This window comes from Paraburkholderia sp. GAS38 (assembly GCF_050434965.1).
Lineage (GTDB): Bacteria > Pseudomonadota > Gammaproteobacteria > Burkholderiales > Burkholderiaceae > Paraburkholderia > Paraburkholderia phenazinium_A.
Genome location: NZ_JBNDJO010000004.1, coordinates 46,369 through 64,469 on the forward strand (window position 1 = coordinate 46,369; position 18,101 = coordinate 64,469).

At 63.5% G+C, this 18,101-nt stretch carries 15 protein-coding genes; 4 read left to right on the plus strand and 11 right to left on the minus strand.

What is annotated here, in order from left to right; genetic code table 11:
* Nucleotides 1-98 precede the first annotated feature (98 nt).
* A complete protein-coding gene (locus P3T42_RS10660; RefSeq protein WP_074295357.1) occupies nt 99-1,004 on the plus strand; it encodes a LysR family transcriptional regulator in 906 nt (301 codons plus the stop codon).
* Nucleotides 1,005-1,035: 31 nt separating this feature from the next.
* Here the strand turns inward: P3T42_RS10660 and P3T42_RS10665 are convergent, their stop codons facing one another.
* A complete protein-coding gene (locus P3T42_RS10665) occupies nt 1,036-1,437 on the minus strand; it encodes an IS5/IS1182 family transposase (RefSeq protein ID WP_074295356.1) in 402 nt (133 codons plus the stop codon).
* A 337-nt stretch (nt 1,438-1,774) separates the two neighbouring features.
* Here P3T42_RS10665 and P3T42_RS10670 point away from each other — a divergent pair, with 337 nt between their 5' ends.
* Both P3T42_RS10670 and P3T42_RS10675 read left to right on the plus strand, forming a co-directional pair.
* Complete coding sequence (locus P3T42_RS10670) at nt 1,775-2,962, plus strand: ABC transporter substrate-binding protein (protein ID WP_429306294.1); 1,188 nt, start codon at nt 1,775-1,777, stop codon at nt 2,960-2,962.
* A gap of 24 nt (nt 2,963-2,986) precedes the next feature.
* The gene (locus tag P3T42_RS10675) at nt 2,987-4,057 is read left to right on the plus strand and encodes an LLM class flavin-dependent oxidoreductase (protein WP_429306001.1); all 1,071 of its coding nucleotides are present in this window, start codon (nt 2,987-2,989) and stop codon (nt 4,055-4,057) included.
* A gap of 37 nt (nt 4,058-4,094) precedes the next feature.
* Here P3T42_RS10675 and P3T42_RS10680 read toward each other — a convergent pair whose 3' ends face one another.
* A complete protein-coding gene (locus tag P3T42_RS10680; protein ID WP_429306002.1) occupies nt 4,095-5,753 on the minus strand; it encodes an ABC transporter substrate-binding protein in 1,659 nt (552 codons plus the stop codon).
* A 219-nt stretch (nt 5,754-5,972) separates the two neighbouring features.
* Here P3T42_RS10680 and P3T42_RS10685 point away from each other — a divergent pair, with 219 nt between their 5' ends.
* Nucleotides 5,973-6,335 (plus strand): VOC family protein, encoded by a 363-nt coding sequence (locus P3T42_RS10685; RefSeq protein WP_429306003.1) that lies wholly within the window; start codon nt 5,973-5,975, stop codon nt 6,333-6,335.
* A 34-nt stretch (nt 6,336-6,369) separates the two neighbouring features.
* On the opposite strand, the gene P3T42_RS10690 is transcribed toward P3T42_RS10685, so the two are convergent.
* From P3T42_RS10690 to P3T42_RS10730, 9 genes are all read right to left on the minus strand, one after another.
* Nucleotides 6,370-6,936, minus strand: a complete 567-nt coding sequence (locus P3T42_RS10690) for a GNAT family N-acetyltransferase (RefSeq protein WP_429306004.1) — start codon at nt 6,934-6,936, stop codon at nt 6,370-6,372.
* Nucleotides 6,937-6,985: 49 nt separating this feature from the next.
* Complete coding sequence (locus P3T42_RS10695; RefSeq protein ID WP_429306005.1) at nt 6,986-8,026, minus strand: LLM class flavin-dependent oxidoreductase; 1,041 nt, start codon at nt 8,024-8,026, stop codon at nt 6,986-6,988.
* 75 nt (nt 8,027-8,101) lie between these two features.
* A complete protein-coding gene (locus P3T42_RS10700; protein ID WP_429306006.1) occupies nt 8,102-9,928 on the minus strand; it encodes an amino acid ABC transporter permease/ATP-binding protein in 1,827 nt (608 codons plus the stop codon).
* A gap of 31 nt (nt 9,929-9,959) precedes the next feature.
* Nucleotides 9,960-11,282 (minus strand): LLM class flavin-dependent oxidoreductase, encoded by a 1,323-nt coding sequence (locus P3T42_RS10705; RefSeq protein ID WP_429306007.1) that lies wholly within the window; start codon nt 11,280-11,282, stop codon nt 9,960-9,962.
* A gap of 46 nt (nt 11,283-11,328) precedes the next feature.
* A complete protein-coding gene (locus P3T42_RS10710) occupies nt 11,329-12,330 on the minus strand; it encodes an LLM class flavin-dependent oxidoreductase (protein ID WP_429306008.1) in 1,002 nt (333 codons plus the stop codon).
* A gap of 138 nt (nt 12,331-12,468) precedes the next feature.
* Entirely contained in the window at nt 12,469-14,919 is a 2,451-nt protein-coding gene (locus P3T42_RS10715) for a TonB-dependent receptor plug domain-containing protein (protein ID WP_429306009.1), read from the minus strand.
* A 202-nt stretch (nt 14,920-15,121) separates the two neighbouring features.
* On the minus strand, nt 15,122-16,075 hold the full coding sequence (locus P3T42_RS10720; protein WP_074295346.1) for an ABC transporter substrate-binding protein: 954 nt from the start codon (nt 16,073-16,075) through the stop codon (nt 15,122-15,124).
* A 54-nt stretch (nt 16,076-16,129) separates the two neighbouring features.
* The gene (locus tag P3T42_RS10725) at nt 16,130-16,678 is read right to left on the minus strand and encodes a GNAT family N-acetyltransferase (RefSeq protein WP_074295345.1); all 549 of its coding nucleotides are present in this window, start codon (nt 16,676-16,678) and stop codon (nt 16,130-16,132) included.
* A 380-nt stretch (nt 16,679-17,058) separates the two neighbouring features.
* Complete coding sequence (locus P3T42_RS10730) at nt 17,059-18,081, minus strand: SGNH/GDSL hydrolase family protein (protein WP_074295344.1); 1,023 nt, start codon at nt 18,079-18,081, stop codon at nt 17,059-17,061.
* Between the last annotated feature and the right edge of the window lie 20 nt (nt 18,082-18,101).

The window sequence follows — 18,101 nt, forward strand, 5'->3', positions numbered from 1 at the left end:
TCGATGTCACATCGGTTCAACGAGACCTTACCGTGCGCCGCAGGGTCAGGCAAAAGATGGTTTTTCAAGGGGTGTTGAATATCCTACAATACCCAGCTATGTCCAACATCCCTCCACTCACTGCGTTACGCGCCTTCGAGGCGTCGGTGCGGCTCGGCGGCTTTGCCCGTGCCGCGGTCGAGCTCAACGTGTCGACCAGCGCCGTCAGTCATCAGATCCGCAACCTGGAAGAACTGCTGGGCGCTCGCCTCGTCGAGCGCAGCACCGGCATGGGCGGGATTCGCCTGACCGCGGCTGGGGAGAGCCTGCTGCCCGCCGCGAGCGCGGCGCTGTCGATGCTGGAGGACGCGTGTTCGCAGATCAAGGGCGTCGCGAAGCAGCTGACCGTCTCGGCTAACGTGCCGTTCTCGGCCATGTGGCTTGCGCGCCGTCTGGCGGAGTTTTCGAGCCGCCATCCCGAGACGCCGTTGAACGCGATCATTCAGGATGGCGAACCGGATTTTGCCCGCTTCGACATCGACCTCGCGGTCGTGCATGTGCCGGAGCGCGCGCTGCGTCCCGATGACGTGATCCTGCTGCAGGAGGAGGTGTTTCCGGTGTGCAGCCCCGAACTGCATCCGTTCGCGTCCAAGGCGGTGTGCCGGTGCCGCCTGTTGCAGGAGTCGCACCAGAATTCCCCTGAAATCGATTGGCGCACATGGTCGGCGCGCTTCGGCCTGCCCGGCGATTTCGAAACCAAGATCGTCCGCTACAGCAGTTTCAGTCAGGTCATCGGCGCGGCGATCGGCGGCGCGGGACTCGCGCTGGGCCGCTCGCCGCTGATCGACCCGGAACTGCGCAGCGGACGCCTCGTGCGGCTCTTCCCGGATCTGTCGCGCCCGGCTTCCTGGCGCTTCGTCCTGCGCAAAGGGCCGGCGCGCCGGCACCGGATGCTCGATCCGTTGATCGAATTCCTTCAGGCAGAGGCTGCCGTACCCGCGACGCCTCCGGTTCTCTCGACCTGACGCGTCAATTGCCGGGACAACTCAGTGCATCTCAGGCCATATCGAGCGGCGCGCGCCACGTCTGCGGACTGGCCCACGAGAGGCCCTTCAGGCGTTCGTGAGCCGGGTTCGCGGCACGCTGGTTGAGCGCATCGGCTACAGGTCCGCGCAACGACACCTTTCGGCCCGCAGCATCGAGCCGCCGGATAATCTCGGCGAGCGTGCCGTCGGCTTGCCACTCTTCGAAGCGACGTTGGCAGGTCGGGCGCGACGGATACCATCCGGGCACCCTCGACCAGCTATGCCCAGTCTGCAACGCCCACAGCACCGCATTGACCACCGCGCGCGGCTCCACGCGACGTCGGCCCGACCGGTCCGGCGCTACCGCCTCATGGCAGAACAACCCTTCGATCAGGGCCCATTCGCTGTCCCTCAAGTCGTCAAACTGAATCATGTTTTTTCTCAGCGAAGCTCATCTTTCCCGCGACGCCGCAATCTTAGGGGCCGTGTGCCGCGCATCGAAATGATGTTTCGCGTTAAGCAAAGCTGCGGGCGTGGATAGGCGCCGATTGGCTTGCGCCGCGCCAGGGCAACGGCCCACGCGCGACGTCGCAAAGACGCCGTCCTGCTATGGATATGCGAAAAAATTGGTTCGACCCGGTCGCATGAATGCGGACACTCGACAGGTTGAAATCGACCTGCAGACCGCCATGAAGGAATTCGCGTATCAACCCCAACGAGCGCTCGATCAAGCCACGGAAAACGCCGCCGTGCCGTTGGTCGGGCAGTGCATGTCCTCGACCGCTTCGCGCCGGAAGTTACTGAGGGGGCTTGCCGCCTTCGTCTCGTTGGGAATCGCCGGCGTCCTGGCAGCACCGTCAGCATGGGCCGCGTCAGGCACCGCTACCGGCGAGCCTGTGTATTTCGGCGTCAGCGGCCCGCTGACCGGACCCAATGCGCAATACGGCGCCCAATGGAAAGCCGGCTTCGATCTCGCGCTCGACCAGATCAACGCAAGCGGCGGCATCGACGGACACCCGCTGCAATACGTGTTCGAGGACAGCCAGAGCGATCCGCGCCAGGCGGTCAGCATCGCGCAGAAGTTCGTGGCGGATCCGCGCATCCTGATCGAACTGGGCGACTTCTCCAGCCCGGCCTCGATGGCGGCATCGCCGATTTATCAGCGCGCCGGACTCGTGCAACTCGGTTTCACCAATTCTCACCCTGACTTCACCAAGGGCGGCGACTTCATCTGGAGCCCGTCGGTCAGCCAGACCGATGCGCAGCCGCTGCTCGCGGATCTCGCGGCCAAACAGGGCTTCCGCCACGTCGCCGTGCTCTACCAGAACACCGACTGGGGCCGCGCGAGCAAGGACGTGTTCGTCAAGTCGGCGGCCGCGCGCGGCGTGCAGGTCGTGGCGGCGGAAGGCTATCAGCCCACCGACCAGGATTTTCGCGCCACCCTGGTGCGCGTCAACGCCGCCCATCCAGACGCGCTCGTGCTGATTGCCTACTACTCGGACGGCGCCCAGATCGTCCGGCAGGCGTGTGCGAGCGGCATCGACCTGCCGGTCGTCGCGGCCAGTTCGGTCTATTCGCCGAAGTTCTTCGAACTCGGCGGCACCGCCGTGAACGGCGTCACCACCAATACGAGCTTTTTCCCCGGCGATCCGCGGCCCGAAGTGCAAAGCTTCGTGCATGCCTTCGAGGCGAAATATCATCGCGAGCCGGACGCCTTCAACGCCTTTGCATACGACGCGACGATCATCGCCGCTTACGCGTTGCGTACGGGCGGCGCCGATCGCCGCGGTGCGCGCGACGCGCTGCTGAAGCTTCGCGACATCCCGAGCGTGGTGTTCGGCAAGGCGACCTTCGATCCCACGACGCGGCGCGTGATCGGCGTGAAGAGCATCAACCTCGTGGCCCACGACGGTCAGTGGGTGTTGCTCGACAAGAACGCCGCCGTCGCGTCGAAGTAACCCTCTCGCGGAGATTTTTGCTTCATGTCGATACCCTTGGCCCGCTTCGGCGTCTGGGCGCTCGTTCACGGCAGCCGTGCCGCCCTTCAGGACCCCGAAGAACCCTACGACGCGTCCTGGACGCGCAACAAGGCGCTGGTGCTCGAAGCAGAGCGGCTCGGCTACGATTCGGTGCTGGTCGCGCAGCACACCATCAATCCGCACGATCCGAATCTCGACCAGCTCGAAGCATGGACCGCGTCGGCCGCACTCGCCGCGCTGACCGAGCGCATCGAGATCATCGCAGCCATCAAGCCGTATCTGTATCACCCGGTCGTGCTCGCCAAAATGGCGCAGCAGATCGAGCACATCAGTCAGGGACGCTTTGCGATCAACCTCGTCAATGCCTGGAACCGGCCTGAACTGGAGCGTGCGGGCATCGGCTTTGCGGAACACGACGCGCGCTACGCCTATGGCCGCGAATGGATCACCGTCGTTGAGGCGCTGCTGCGCGGCGAACGCACAAGCTTCAACGGAGAGCACTTCCATATCGACGACTATCTGCTGCGGCCCGCCGATCCGTTTCGCGCAAGGCCGCGCATCTACGTCGGCGGCGAATCGGAGCCGGCCCGGCAACTGGTGGCCGACAAGGGTGATGTCTGGTTCATCAACGGTCAGCCGCTCGAAGACGTCGCGCGGTTGATCGCGGACGTGTCCGCCCGAACGCGCCCGGCGTCGCTCGCCGGTTTGCGCTTTGGCTTGTCGGCCTTCGTAATCGCCCGCGAATCCGATGAAGAAGCCCAGCAGCACCTAGCCCATCTTTTCGCCCTGGCCGCCAAAGACGCACCGTTGCGCGCGCAACAAAAAGCCAATATCGACCCGAAAGCGGTGATGTTCCAGACGTTCGCGCAAACACCGCGCGTCGGCTCGAACGGCGGCACGGCTGCGGGTCTGGTCGGCAGTTACGACACGGTGGCGCGGCGCATCGCCGCGTTTCAGCACGCCGGCATCGAACTGTTCATGCTGCAGTTCCAGCCGTTCGAAGCCGATATGCGGACCTTCGCCGAACAGGTGATGCCGCGTGTCCATGCGCTGAACGCGCTCAACGCCGGGTAAGACGCCCCCGGCGTTGGATCTATCGCGCGCTTACTGCTTACTCCAGCCAGACACCGTCGAACCGGTGACTGCCGAGCGGTGAAAACACCAGCCCCTTCACCCGCTTCGAAGCAGGCAGCGACACAATGGAATGCGCGATCGGCGTGTAAGGCACCTGCTGCTTGAAGATCACCTGGGCCTGCTCGTAAAGCGTCGTGCGGACGGCGGGATCCGAACTCGAACGGGCTTTGACGATCAGCGCGTTGAAGGCGGGATCGCACCACTTCGACACGTTGCTGCCATGCACCGCGTCGCAGCCTAGCAAGGTGCCGAGCCAGTTGTCCGGATCGCCGTTATCGCCCGACCAGCCGTACAGAATCGCGTCGTGCTCGCCGCCCTGCTTCGCACGGCGATTGTACTCACCCCATTCATAGCTGACGATCTTCGCGCGCACGCCGATATTCGCCCAGTCCTGCTGGATGAGCTGCGCCATCAACTGGGCATTCGGGTTGTAGGGGCGCTGCACCGGCATCGCCCACAGGGAGATGTCGAAGCCGTTCGGAAATCCCGCCTGCGCCAGCAATGCCTTGGCCTTCGCAGGATCGTAGGGCGCATCCTTCAACTGCTTGTCGTAGGACCACTGGGACGGCGGCATCGGATTGGTCGCGACGGTGGCGTTGCCGGCGAACACGGCTTTGATGATGGCGGGCTTGTCGATCGCCATATCGAGCGCACGTCGCACTTCGACGCGGTCGAGCGGCGTGTGCTGCGTGTTGTACGCGACAAAGCCGACATTGAAGCCCACCCCGGAGATCAGCGTCAGATCGGGGTTGCGTTTGACGACCTCCAGATCCGCCGGACGCGGGAACGCCGACACCTGGCACTCGCCGCTTGCGAGCTTCTGCACGCGCACACCCGGATCCGGCGTAATGGCAAAGATCAGATGCGCGAGCTTCACGTCTTCGGGGCGCCAATAGTCGGGGTTGGCGTCGTAGCGGATCAGCGCATCCTTCTGATACGAGCGGAACACGAACGGACCCGTGCCCACCGGCAACTGGTTGATGTCGGCCTCGCGATGCGCGGCGCTCAGTTGCGCCGCGTATTCCGCGGACAGGACGGAGGCAAAGGCCATCGCCAGATTGCGCACGAAGATCACGTCCGGCTGCTTCAACTGGAAGCGCACCGTATAGTCGTCCACTTTGTCGATCCGCTCGAGATTCTTGTCGAAGCCCAGATCGCTGAAGTACGGGAAGCTCGTCGGATAAGCCTTGCGGAACGGATCGTCGGGATTGAGCATGCGGTTGAACGTGAACAGCACGTCGTCCGCGTCGAAATCGCGGGTGGGTTTGAACCACGCGGTGGTGTGAAACTTGACGCCATGCCGCAGATGGAACGTGTAGGTGCGCTGATCGTCGGACACCTCCCAACTGGTCGCGAGCGCGGGCTCGAGGTCGAGCGTGCCGCGGCGAAACTGCACCAGTTCGTTGTAGACCGCGTTGCTGCTGGCGTCGAAATCGGTGCTGGTCGTATGCTGGCCCGGGTCGAAGCCCGCCGGGCTGCCTTCGGTACAGAACACCAGGGTGTTGTTACCGGCCGCGTTTGCCGGCGAGCAAACCGGGAATGCCGTGACACCCAGGCTGAAAGATACGATCGCTAAAGACGCGCGAACCGCGCGGCGCAAGACAGGCATGGCATGCTGGAAAGAACGCTTGATCATGTGGGATTGGGCAGAAAACGCTAAGCGGTCGGGCGACCGTGGCCGGAAATTTTCATTCCGACGGCGTTCAAGTACTACGAATAAATCCGTAGATCGATATGCGAGATGAAGCTAAGGCGCTGAAATCCAGGTGCACGCTATGCATTCGAGAAATCGATATTGGCGCGCGCCGACAGCCATTTGCATACTCGTTGCGTTCAACTTCCCTATTCCAATGCCATGACGCTTTCCCTTGACCACGTTGTGATCCGCGTGCGCGATCTCGAGCAGACCATTGCCGACTATAACGAACTCGGCTTCACCGTCCAGCGCGGCGGCACGCACGCCGACGGCGCCACGCACAATGCGCTGATCGGTTTCGCGGACGGCAGCTACTTCGAGTTGATTGCCTTTCTGCGCGACGCACCGGAACATCGCTGGTGGGATGCGGACTATCGGGTTGGCGACGGTCTGGTCGATTTTGCGCTGCTGCCGGAGCACGGCGCGGCGGGTGCTCCACCGCGCGGGCTGCCGCTCAATCTGACGCATGGCGTCGGTCTCGAACTGCTGTCCACGGACAACGCCAAACCCGCACGAAGCTAAAGCGGAGCGACGACCGTAGGCTCGGCGCGCGCCGCTACGCCTTAGCGCTCCCGCCTACGGCCACCGTGGACAGGTCCTTCTCAAACAGATACCCTGGCGGCTCATCCTCACCAAAGTCATGCGCCGACAGCAACGTATAGCCATGGGTCCGATACAGCGCGATGGCCTCCGGCTGACGCGGTCCCGTGCCGAGGTACACCCGCGTATAACCCTGGCGAACGGCCTGCGCCTCCAGCTCCGCCAGAATGCGACGCGCCAGGCCCTGACGGCGATGGTCGCGGCTGGTCCAGATGCGCTTGAATTCGGTGGTGCCCGGATCCTCATGGCGCATGAACGCCCCACCCGCTATCGCCACTCCGTCGCGCAGCAGCAGCACGAAAGCGCCATGCGGCGGCGCGAACGCCTCAACCGGATAGCGCTGCATTTCCCGGGCGATCTCCTCCGCATCGATCAGGCCTACATAACGACTGCTGTATTCATAGGCGAGCTCATCGAACAGCGGGCGGGCCAACGGGTCGTGCACCGAAACGTAAACGAAGCGCTCGTCGGGCACGGTTTGAATCGGCCGCGAAACGACAGAAGCGGAAGTAGCGTGTGTCATAAGGTCAATCGTTCGATCCATCAAAAAACGCGCCGCAACCAGGCAACCACTAGGCCGCGACCGGTTCGCGCGCGGCCTCGGGCCGCCAGCCCAGTTCGGGTGCGATGCGCGTGACGAAGTCCTCGAGAATCTGCTGATAATTCTCGAACGGCAAATCATACGGCAGTTCGAGGCGCAGTTCGCCGACCTGCGCCACCACCGGATCGTCGAGCAGACGGCTGACGATCTCGTCCGCCGTCCCGACGAGATCGGGTACGAACAGCGTGCGCCGCTCGCCGTGCGGCGTCAGCGTGCGCGCGTGGCGCCCCTCGGCGAACTCGCGATAGCGCTGCCGCGTGCGGGCATCGGCGCCGTCGACCGGCACGATCACACGCCCCAAGGCGATCCGCGGCGCCCGGGCTTCCGTCCAGTGCGAGCGGAACAACTCAAGTTGGCTTAACTGCGCGGTGCGGTAATCGTCCGTCCCCTCACCGGTGGTGATGTTGCCGATCAGCAGATTGAAGCCGTTGCGACCGGCCCATTCGATCGAGCGCCGCGAGCCGCCGCCATACCAGAGCCGCTCGGTCAGACCCGTCGCATAGGGCGTCACGCGCGGCCGCACGCGGCCTGCCGCCGATTCGATGAAGCTGTCCTCATCGCCCAGCCATTCTCCCGCGAGATTGCGGCGCAGACGTTCGATGCGCGCGTGCGAGAAATCGATCAGTTCGGGATTCGCGTCGAACAGACGGTCGCCGAGCAGGATGCCATGCGCCGGCGCACCCGCGCTCAAGCCGACATTCAGGCGTCCTCGAGACAGGACATCCACCGTGGCAAGATCCTCGGCGAGCCGGAACGGGTTCTCGTAGCCCATCTGGATCACCGCCGCGCCGAGTCCGATGCGCGAAGTACGCTGGCTCGCAGCGGCGAGGAAGGTGGCCGACGAGGACACCGCGCGTTCCAGATGACGCTGACGCACCCACGCGCTGTCGTAACCAAGGGCCTCGCCGACGCCGAACAGATCGAGCGATCGCTCAAAGCCGGCGAGCGGCGCATCGTCCGGGTAATTGCCCGGCGTCAGGAAAGCAAGGTGATCAATGCGGACAGCACACATACGCTACCTCGGTGGTTGTTCTGGAGAAGCATCGAAGCAGCCGGTTGGTCGCGGCCTTTCTCGTAGCGCATACGCTCACAACACCTTCGACAAAAATTCGCGGGTGCGCGCCTGAGCCGGATTGCCGAGCACGCGTGCCGGCGGACCGGATTCGACGATGCGTCCGTCGTCCATGAACACGATCGTGTCGGCGACTTCCCGCGCAAAGCCGATCTCGTGCGTGACAATGATCAGCGTCGTGCCCGAGCGCGCGAGCTGGCGAATCACGTCGAGCACCTCGTTGACCAGCTCAGGATCGAGTGCCGAGGTCGGTTCGTCGAACAGCAGGACCTTCGGCTTCAGCGCCAGCGCGCGCGCAATCGCCACCCGCTGCTGCTGGCCACCCGACAACTGGCGCGGCCACGCATCGGCCTTGTCGGCGAGTCCCACGCGCGCCAGCAGCGCACGCGCTTCGGCCTGAGCCTGCGCGCGCGGCACGCCCGAGGCCAGCGGCGCCTCGACAAGATTGTCGAGCACGCTCAGATGCGGAAACAGGTTGAAACTCTGGAACACCATCCCGACATCGGCGCGGCGCCGCTGCAGGATATCCTTCTCCTTGAGCTCGTAGAGCGTGCGTCCGTCGCGGCGATAGCCGATCAGCTCGCCGTCGATGTCGATGAAGCCGTCGTCGACACGTTCGAGATGGTTGATCGAGCGCAGCAGCGTCGACTTGCCCGAGCCCGACTGGCCGAGAATCACCGTGACGCTGCCGGACGGAAACGCGAGCGAAATATCGTCGAGAACTTTCAGCGTGCCGAAGCTCTTCGACACGTTATGAATACCCACCTTGCCGCCGACACGCCGCTGCGCCCAGCCGCTAATGCCAGCATCGGCATCGGCACCGGCAGCGGCTGCAGAGCCGGCTTGCGGCCCCGCTTTCAGCGCATCTTCCCGCCGCGCGGCGCGCACGCTCCGCCACCGCCTCAACAGCGCGCTCAACCGCGACACCGCCACCTGCTCGCGTGTCGCGCCGCGTGCGTAGTAGCGTTCGATATGAACCTGAATCGCCGACAAGGCCGTGAGGATGATCAGATACCAGATGGTCGCGACCATCAGCAAAGGAATCACCTCCAGATTGCGGTGATAGATGATCTGCACCGTGTAGAACAGGTCCGGCATCGCGAGGATGTAGACCACCGAGGTGCCTTTGGCGAGACCAATGATGTCGTTGAACGCGGTGGGCAGGATCGCGCGCATCGCCTGCGGCAGCACGATGCGGCGTACCTGGCGGGCGCCCGGCAAACCGAGCGCCGCGGCCGCCTCGCGCTGTCCGTGGTCGACGGAGAGAATTCCGCCGCGGATCGCTTCGGCCGAAAACGCCGCGTGGTTTAACGTGAGGCCCAGCACGGCCGCAAAGAACGGACTGATGAGATCGGTGGTTGATTCGTTCAGCAGTGCGATATGCGTGAACGGCACGCCGATCCAGATCGTCTCGTACAGATAGCCGAGATTGTTCAGCAGGAGCAACAGCACGATCGGCGGAATCGAGCGGAACAGCCAGATGAAGGCCCACGCACAGCCGGCCAGCAGCGGCGAACGCGACACGCGCGCCAGCGCCAGCGGCGTGGCCAACGCGAAGCCGAACAGCGCGCCCAGCCCCGTCAACACGAGCGTGCGCCCGAGCCCCTCGAGCACCGGCGCGGCGAAAAACCACTGCGCGAAGACACCCCAGCCCCAGCGCGGGTTCCCCAGCACCGAGTTCAGCACGATCACGATCAGCGCGATCGCCAGCACGGTCCCTGCCGTGCGCGCATGATGTCGAGCCGGAACGATCCGGTAGTGTGCGTACTCCGGACCGGCTGCATCGTCGCTCACGCGGCCCGCGTGGCCAGGGCCGACAAACGGCTGAGTGGTGTCGCTCATGATTCCGTCCTCCTGCGCTGCGCGCCGTCAGTCATGCCGTTTCCGCGGCCGCGTAGCGGCTTTCTCGTCGCGGCAGTCCGAGATGATCGCGCAGCGTGGCGCCGGCCAGCGTGCGGCTGTAGCGGCCGCGCGCCTCCAGCGCCGGAATCACGTAGCGAACGAAATCGTCGAAGCCCTCGGCCTGCACCGGGAAACCGAGGATAAAGCCGTCGGCCGCGCCGGCGTCGAACCAGCGGATCAATTCGTCCGCGACCTGCTCGCCGGTGCCGATGAATTGCGGCTTCGGCGTCGTTACTTCCAGCGCGACCTCGCGCAGCGTCGAACCCTTCTTCTGCGCTTCGGACTTGATGCGATCGGTGGTCGAACGGAAGCTGTTCTTGCCCAGCTCGCCGAGATCGGGGAACGGCTCGTCAAGCGCATATTGCGTGAAGTCGTGATGTTCGAAGAAACGGCCCAGATACGCGAGCGCTTCGTCCACCGTGATCAGGTCGCGAATCACACGATACTTCGCCTCGGCTTCCTCCAGCGTCGCGCCGACGATCGGGCCGATGCCCGGGAAAATCTTCACGTCGGTGGCCGCGCGCCCATGCTCGAGCGCGCTTTGCCGCACGCTCTCCGAGAACGCCCGCGTTTCTTCGAGCGACGGCGAATGCGTGAACACCGCATCCGCGTACTTGCCGGCTAGCGCGATGCCGGAATCCGATGCGCCGGCCTGGAAAATCACCGGCTGCCCCTGCGGCGAGCGCTGGATATTGATAGGCCCTGCCACTTCGAAGAAGCGGCCCTTGTGATCGAGCGTATGCAGCTTCTCGCGGTCGAAGAAACGTCCGCTGTCGCGCTCGCGCACGAAAGCGCCATCGTCCCAACTGTCCCACAGGCCCTGCACCACTTCGAGATATTCGTCGGCGATCTCGTAGCGCAGTTCGTGATCCGGATGCTCGCCGCCATAGTTTTTCGCGGACCCCTCGAGCGGCGACGTCACGACGTTCCATCCCGCGCGGCCGCCGCTGATGAGGTCGAGCGAGGCGAACTGCCGCGCCACCGTAAACGGATGGCTGTACGACGTCGACAACGTGCCCGCCAGACCGATCTTCGTGGTCGCGGTCGCGAGAGCCGAGAGGATCGAGATCGGTTCGAAGCGGTTCAGGAAGTGGGGAATCGATTTCTCGTTGATATACAGGCCGTCGGCTACGAACGCGAACGCCACGCCGTTGGCCTCCGCCTTCTGGGCGATACCCGTGATGAAATCGAGGTTGACGCTGGCATCGGCGGGGCCGGCGGGATGCTTCCAGGAATTCATATGGCCGCCTGCGCCATGCAGCATGATGCCGAAAGTGAGGTTTCGCTGGGTCATGTGGGGTCCGTTAGACAAAAATGAGCAGGGATGAGAGACGGGACAATCAGACGCGCGCGGCCTGTTCCGCACCGGCCAGCGCCTCGACCGAAGCGAGGCGCAGCGCGTAGTCCGCCACGGGGGTGTCGATCACGAATTCTTCGATACCGAAGCGCTCGTGCAATACGTCGAGTTCCTGATGCACCTCGTCCGCCGTGCCGGTGATGACATGCGGGTGCAATTCGTCGAGCCGGTAGTCGCTTACACCGGTTTGCCGCGCGAATTCCGCCGCGGCCTCGGGACTGGGAAGGTTCACGCTCTGCCCCGTTGCAAGCCGCAGTTTGAAAATGCGCAGCGGACCGACATGACGCTGGGCCTGCGCTTTCGACTCCGCGGCAAACGCGAACAGCGCGAGCAGCGGCGTGCGTCCTGTCGCATCGCGATACGCGGCAATCGAACGCTCGATGCTGTCGTTATCGCCATTGAAGTGACCGGCATAACAGAATTGCCAGCCGTGCTTCGCGGCAAGCAACGCGCTCTCAGGGCTACCGCCCAGCAGAATGCCCTGCGGTGCCTCAGGCGGCGTCGGCAATGCCACGGCGCCAGCGAGCGGATGATCTTCGGCTACACCGGACTTCAGGAACGCGTCGAGTTCGGCAAGCTGGTGGGCGAAATCAGGCTTCTTCGTCTTGTCGTGAAACCACTGCAAGGCACGCGTCGTAAGCGGCAAGCCGCCCGGCGCCTTGCCGACACCAAGGTCGACGCGGCCCGGCGCCAGCGACGCCAGCACCCGGAACGACTCGGCCACCTTGAACGGACTGTAGTGCTGCAACATCACGCCGCCGGAGCCGACGCGAATGCGCGACGTGCGCGCGAGCAGATGCGACACGACGATCTCCGGTGCGGAACTGGCGAGCCCTGGTGCGCCATGATGCTCGGCGATCCAGTAGCGTTTGTAACCCAGCGCTTCCGCACGCTGTGCGAGCCGCACCGTGAAGCGCAGCGCATCGTGCGCGCTGGTTCCGTCGGCAATCGGACTTTTGTCGAGAATCGAAAGTGAGTAGGACATATCGATACCTCCCAGCGCACCGGCAGGTGCGTGGGAAAAAGGTGAAAGAGATCTGCCGGGCGAGATCCGCTTGTTCCATTATCGTCATCAGGAACGAACCTCGTTCGAGCAAATTTTGCTATGCATATGAGTAAATCGTCAGAACGTATAGCGTGCACGCAAGTAGTAGAAACCGCCGTCCTCGCCGATCGTCGAAGCAAAGGCGTCGTACTGCGCACCTTCGAGCTGTGCCGCATAAGGCAGCTTGGTCGGATAGACGTCGAACAGGTTGTTCGCCCCCACCGCTATCTGGAACCGCTTCGTCACGTCGTAACGGACCTCCAGATCGGTGGTGTAGCGCGCTGCATTCTCGAAGTGGATGAACTGTGTCGTCGAGAACGCATTGGGTCCGACGATGTAGGTCTCCTCGCTTGAGGTCGAACCAAAGCGCGTCTCGTGCAGGCTCACGCCCCACTTGTCGAGATGCCAGTTGCCGCCGATGATGATCTTGTTCTTCGGCGTCGCCGTGCTCAGCCACGCAATCTGCTGTGCGTTGAGTTCCGGCTGACCGTTGGCGCCGTTGGCTACCTGCGTGACCGAGGTGGTGTTCAGGTTGATGCCGAGATCCCAGTCCACCTGGCCATAACCGCCAAAACTGGTGTGCCAGGTACCGGACAGATCAATGCCACGGGTACGCGTGCTCGCACCATTCGTGAAGTAGCTCGCGGACACCGCCGACGCCGGGATCGACCCCGGCACCGACAGCCCGGCAGCCTCCATGGCGGCAATCGCCGCCGCGCCCGAGGCCGTGCCGCCTTCGACGATGCGGTTGCGGATGTCGATCTGATACGCGTCGATCGTCAGGTGCAGGTCCTTGGCAGGCGTCAGCACGAGGCCGAGGTTGTAGTTGGTCGACTCTTCCGGTTTCAGCGGCTGTGCGCCGATCAACTTTGCCGCCGCCGAGTTGGCCGCCAGCAGGCCGCTGACCGAAGCCGGCGATTCGTTGACATTGCTGTAGTACTCCTCAGCGAGAGACGGAGCGCGAAATCCGGTACTGACGCTGCCGCGCACGGCGATCTGCGGCGTGAAGTCGTAACGCGTCGAGATCTTGCCGTTCGTCGTATCGCCGACATCGCTGTAATGCTCGAAGCGTCCGGCCAGATCCACCGTCCATTTCGGCGCGAGGTGGGTCGACAGGTCGATGTACGTGCCCAGCACGTTGCGCGAATTGTCGCTCGCGCTGACAGGCGCGAGACCCGGCAGCGCCTGGGAGCCGCCATCCAGATAGGAAGCCTCGTCGCCCGCCCCCACGGTGTAGGTCTCGCGCCGCTGTTCCACCCCAACCGAAACGTTCACCGGCGCCGGCAACAGCGGAAGATGGAAGGCGCGCGACAGGTCGAAGTTATTCGTCAGTTGCGTGTTGCTGACGGTGGCCAGATGGAAACTGGTCGGCGTATAGCCTTGCGCGGCATACAGTCCGGTGTTAGCCGAATTGTCCATGCCGATGCCTTCGTGGTCGCCGCCATAGGTCGAGCTAAGATCCCACGACCAGCCGAACAGGTTCTGGCCTTTGATACCGGACGTCACCGAATAGTCGTTCTCGTTGACCGTCTCCGTCGGCACGAAGCCGTTCGGATAGACCTCGGGAAGCACGGCAGGCGGACGGTAGTTCTGGTAAGCCTCGGCATTGCGATGCGCATAGGTGCCGAAGCCGTACAGTTCGACATCGTCGCCGAGGTAATAGCCCGCATTGAAGCCCACCGACTCACGCGTACTGGCCGGGTCGCCCTCGATCGGATTGTAGTAGCCATGCCCCGGCTGGAAGGTGCCGAAGTAGTCGTCGGGGCCGGTGCGCACCGTATGATTCTGGCGGTCGTATTCCGCCGCCAGGTCGAGGTAGCCCTTGTCGCCGAGATTCAGGCCGATATTGGCGGACTCGCCGTTCTTGAAGCCGTCGCCTGCATAGGTCTGGCCGTTGCTCGTCTGCAGCGATCCTCCATGCGAGCTCGTCTTCAGAATGATGTTGATCACTCCGGCGATGGCGTCGGATCCATACTGCGCCGAGGCACCGTCACGCAGGATTTCGATGTGGTCGATCAGCCCGACCGGGATCATGTCGATGTCGACGCCGGTCGACCCCTGGTTCAGGCCGCCGTCGAGCGCGATATTCGCCGTGGTATGGCGACGCTTGCCGTTCACCAGCACCAGCACGTGGTCCGGCGTCAGACCGTGCAGAGACAGCGCGTCGGTTAACTGCGCCGTATCGCCGGCATAGGTCTCCCGCGTGATCGACGACGACAGCTTGACGAGCGCATCGCGCAGATTGCTTTGCCCGGTGGCCTGCAACTGGGCCCCGCTGATCACATCCACCGGCGTCAGGCTCTGGCTCGCCTTCGTACTGGTGCGCGTGCCGGTCACCACCACGGTGTCCTGCTGCACGGTACCGGTTGCGGCGGCCTGCTTCGTGGCTGCCCGGCTCGTTGCGGATTGGACTGCGGCGGGCTGAGCGCCGTTGGCCGCCGCGGCATCGCTTGCCTGCGCCGGTGCAGCCGCGCTCTGCGCCCATGCGGCGCCGTTGCACGTAATCGCCAGCACAGCGGCGGATAACATCGTCCTGCGAAATCCGGTGGCGGCCTGACCGGCCCGACTCTTTCTATTACTGTTCCTGCGCATCGCACTGTCCCGTTGATTGTCAGCGAACACCACTCTCCCGCACACCGGTTGAACGCAACGGTGTGAGGAGCCATTTTTTAGTCATACTGATGATTTACAGCGGACCATCTACCAGACAGCAAGCGCTGCCCGGTTATCGTTAGCTTTTTGGCAAGCCAGGCGGATTGGTTTGGGCCTTGTCGATCGCTTCGCTGCCCAGACTCCAGCGGTCGAGCACCTGCGTGTATTTTCCGCTGTGAATCAGATCGTTCAGCAGCAGCGTGACGGGAGCGGCGAGCCCACTCCCCTTGCGCGTCGTGACCGCCACATCGGCCAGAATCGGCCAGCCGCCGCTGATGGTGCCCACCGAGCGGATCCCGCCTTTCTGCGCCGCCTCGTAGGCGAGCGCCGAGTTGACGCTCAGGATGACGTCGGCACGCCCCGAGCGCAGCGCCACGTCCCGCACGGCGATGTCGTCGTAGTACTGAACCTGCACCGGCTTCAGCCCATGCGCGACATTGTCCTTGTCCCATGCCAGCAGGATCTTTTCCTGGTTCGTGCCGGAATCGGTAATCACACGCAGGCCCGCCACGTCCTTCGGTTCACGGATCGTTTTGATCGGGCTGGAATCCTTCACATAGAATCCGAGCACGTCGCGCCGATAGGTCGAGAAGTCGAACTTCTCCTTGCGCTCCTCGGTCACCGTGACGTTCGACACCACCGCGTCGACCTTGCCCGATTGCAAGGCAAGCGGCCAGTCTTCCCACGCGAGCGGAACGAGCTTCAGCTTGCGCCCCAGGCCGTCCGCGATCAGTTGCGACAGGTCCGGGTCAAAGCCCACCACGGTCTTTGCATCCGTCGCATACGCGCCAAGCGGTGGAAACGCTACCGTCAAGCCGATGACCAGTTCGTCTTTTTCCGCAAAATGAAACGTTGCAGGAACAGCCAGGATGGCTGCCGTGTCGGGCGTGGTCCGAACGCGGTTTGGCTGATCCGGACTCAGATTGAATCCGCTTGAGGTGGTGCCTGCCGCTTGTGCTGTGGCCGTCAAACCCATCGCCAAAGCGACGAGCGTAGCGGCCACTGCCGACAGAATCTTCCGGCTGTGTCTCATGAATGGTTATGCCCTGTTGAAATAGACAATGTGTGCCAGGCGCAGCGCGCTTGACTAGCGTTGGCCGAGCGGTTCGAGCTGGACCAGATCGCTCAGCGAATCCGTGCGGCCGGGTTCCAGCAAATCCTTGCCGAACGGCAGACGAAAATGAACCTCGGGCGGAATCGAAGGATCGAACAGGCGCTCGTAACCCGCGCTCACATAAAGTCCTGCCGCCTCGGGTTGCCTGAAGCCTGTGGTCAGATAGACGCGGCGATAGCCCTGCCGCAATGCACGTGCTTCGAGTTCCTGCACGACGCGACGGGCCAGCCCCTGACGACGCTCGCCCGCATGCGTCCAGATACGCTTGAGCTCCGCGGTCGTTGCGTCGTAGCGTTTGAACGCACCGCCGCCGACCGTCTCGCCGTCGCGTACGATCACGATGAACGCGCCTTCGGGCGGCGCGAATAACTCGGCCGGATAACGCACCAGCTCTTCGCTCGCCAACGCGGCACTGTTCGGCCGAAACTCGGCATAGCGTGTCGCGTACTCGACCTGCAGTCCATCCAGCAGGGGCCGCGCAAGCGGATCCGACAACGTGGTATCGATAATGGTGTAGGTCATGGCAGATAGGGGCTATTTCACGGCCCCGCTGATCCTGTCGTTGAATTTCTATGCCGTTCGACCTGAATTTCCGTCGAACCGAAAATACGATAACAGGCAGTCAATCTGCATTGAACCAAACATTTAACGAATCGTTATTCCGCACAATCCGTATATATTATTTATGTGTCGATTCACGTGCGGCAATGCGATTTTCGTCGCTCGCGCAGCGCGTTGTGCTGCAACCATGAGTGGGATGGGCATCCCAGCAGGTCACCTAACTTTGTATCTGTTCAGGACAGCGACGGGTCCATCGGCGCGTTCGCCTGCAAACAGGCCCACAATCGCTGGGCAACCGGACCTTGTGCCCCGTCGCTGCGTCGAGCGGCACCACGCCGGGCTCAGTGCCCCAGGCCGGTGGCGGCGATCTGCTGCTCCACGTACTGCGCGAAGAGGGCGTGCAGATGCGTCGTCGGATGCAGGTCGTCGGCGAACATGTAGGTCTGGTCTGCGTTGGCGCTCACGTAGGTGGCCGGCGAGCACAGCAATGACGTGTCATCGGGCGTTTTCGAAGGATCGCAGGCCTGGCCCGTGTTCGATACGGAGAAGCCATTCGCCTGGAAGTTCGCGATGATCCCGTTCAACCACGTATAGGCATCCACCTGGATGACCTTGCTTTGCACGCCGTCGGTCTGCAAGGCGCTGTTCAGCGTACTGTTGAAGAGCTGCGATAGCTGGGTGTAATTCGCGCCGCCATCGGACTGGGAGAGACCGTCCGGCGAGAGTCCGATGTTCGGCAGATTGACCACCACCACATGCGTGGCGCCGTTCTGCACGATCTGCGCCACCAGTTGCGCAAGCGTGGTTGCCGCGGTCTGCACAATGCTCGATCCGGCCGGCGGCGCCCCGGCCCGCAGCACATCGTTCGCGCCGGCCCAGACGAGCACCAGTTGATTCGAGTTAAAGCTGCCGTGTGTGCCCAGATAGCTCGACACCTGCTGATTCATCGGCATTTCGACGTTGCCGATCACGTCGGTCAGGAAGTCGTTCTGGTCCGCGGGCGTCGCGACCGTGGCGCCGCCCTCCGCATAACCGAGGCCGCTCTGCGCGCTGAGCTTATGCGTGAAGTCGATCGTGTACGCGGCGCTTAACGTGCCGCCGTAATACTGTGCGACGTTCTGCGTCCACACCTGGCCGGGGTTGGTCGTGAAGCGCCCGCCGCCCACCGCGCTGGCGAGCGGCGCATAAGTCCCGACGTCGGACAGGCTGTCGCCGAACGAGACCACTTGCAGATTGACGCCGCCTGGCGCCGTGGACGTGCTGCTACCAGAGCTGCCGCCGTGGCCGCCACCGCCGCATGCCGAAAACAGTGAAATCGCCACGGAACAAATTGCAACGCGTACCTTGCCATGGATTGCTCGCATTACCACTCCTCGTTGACCAG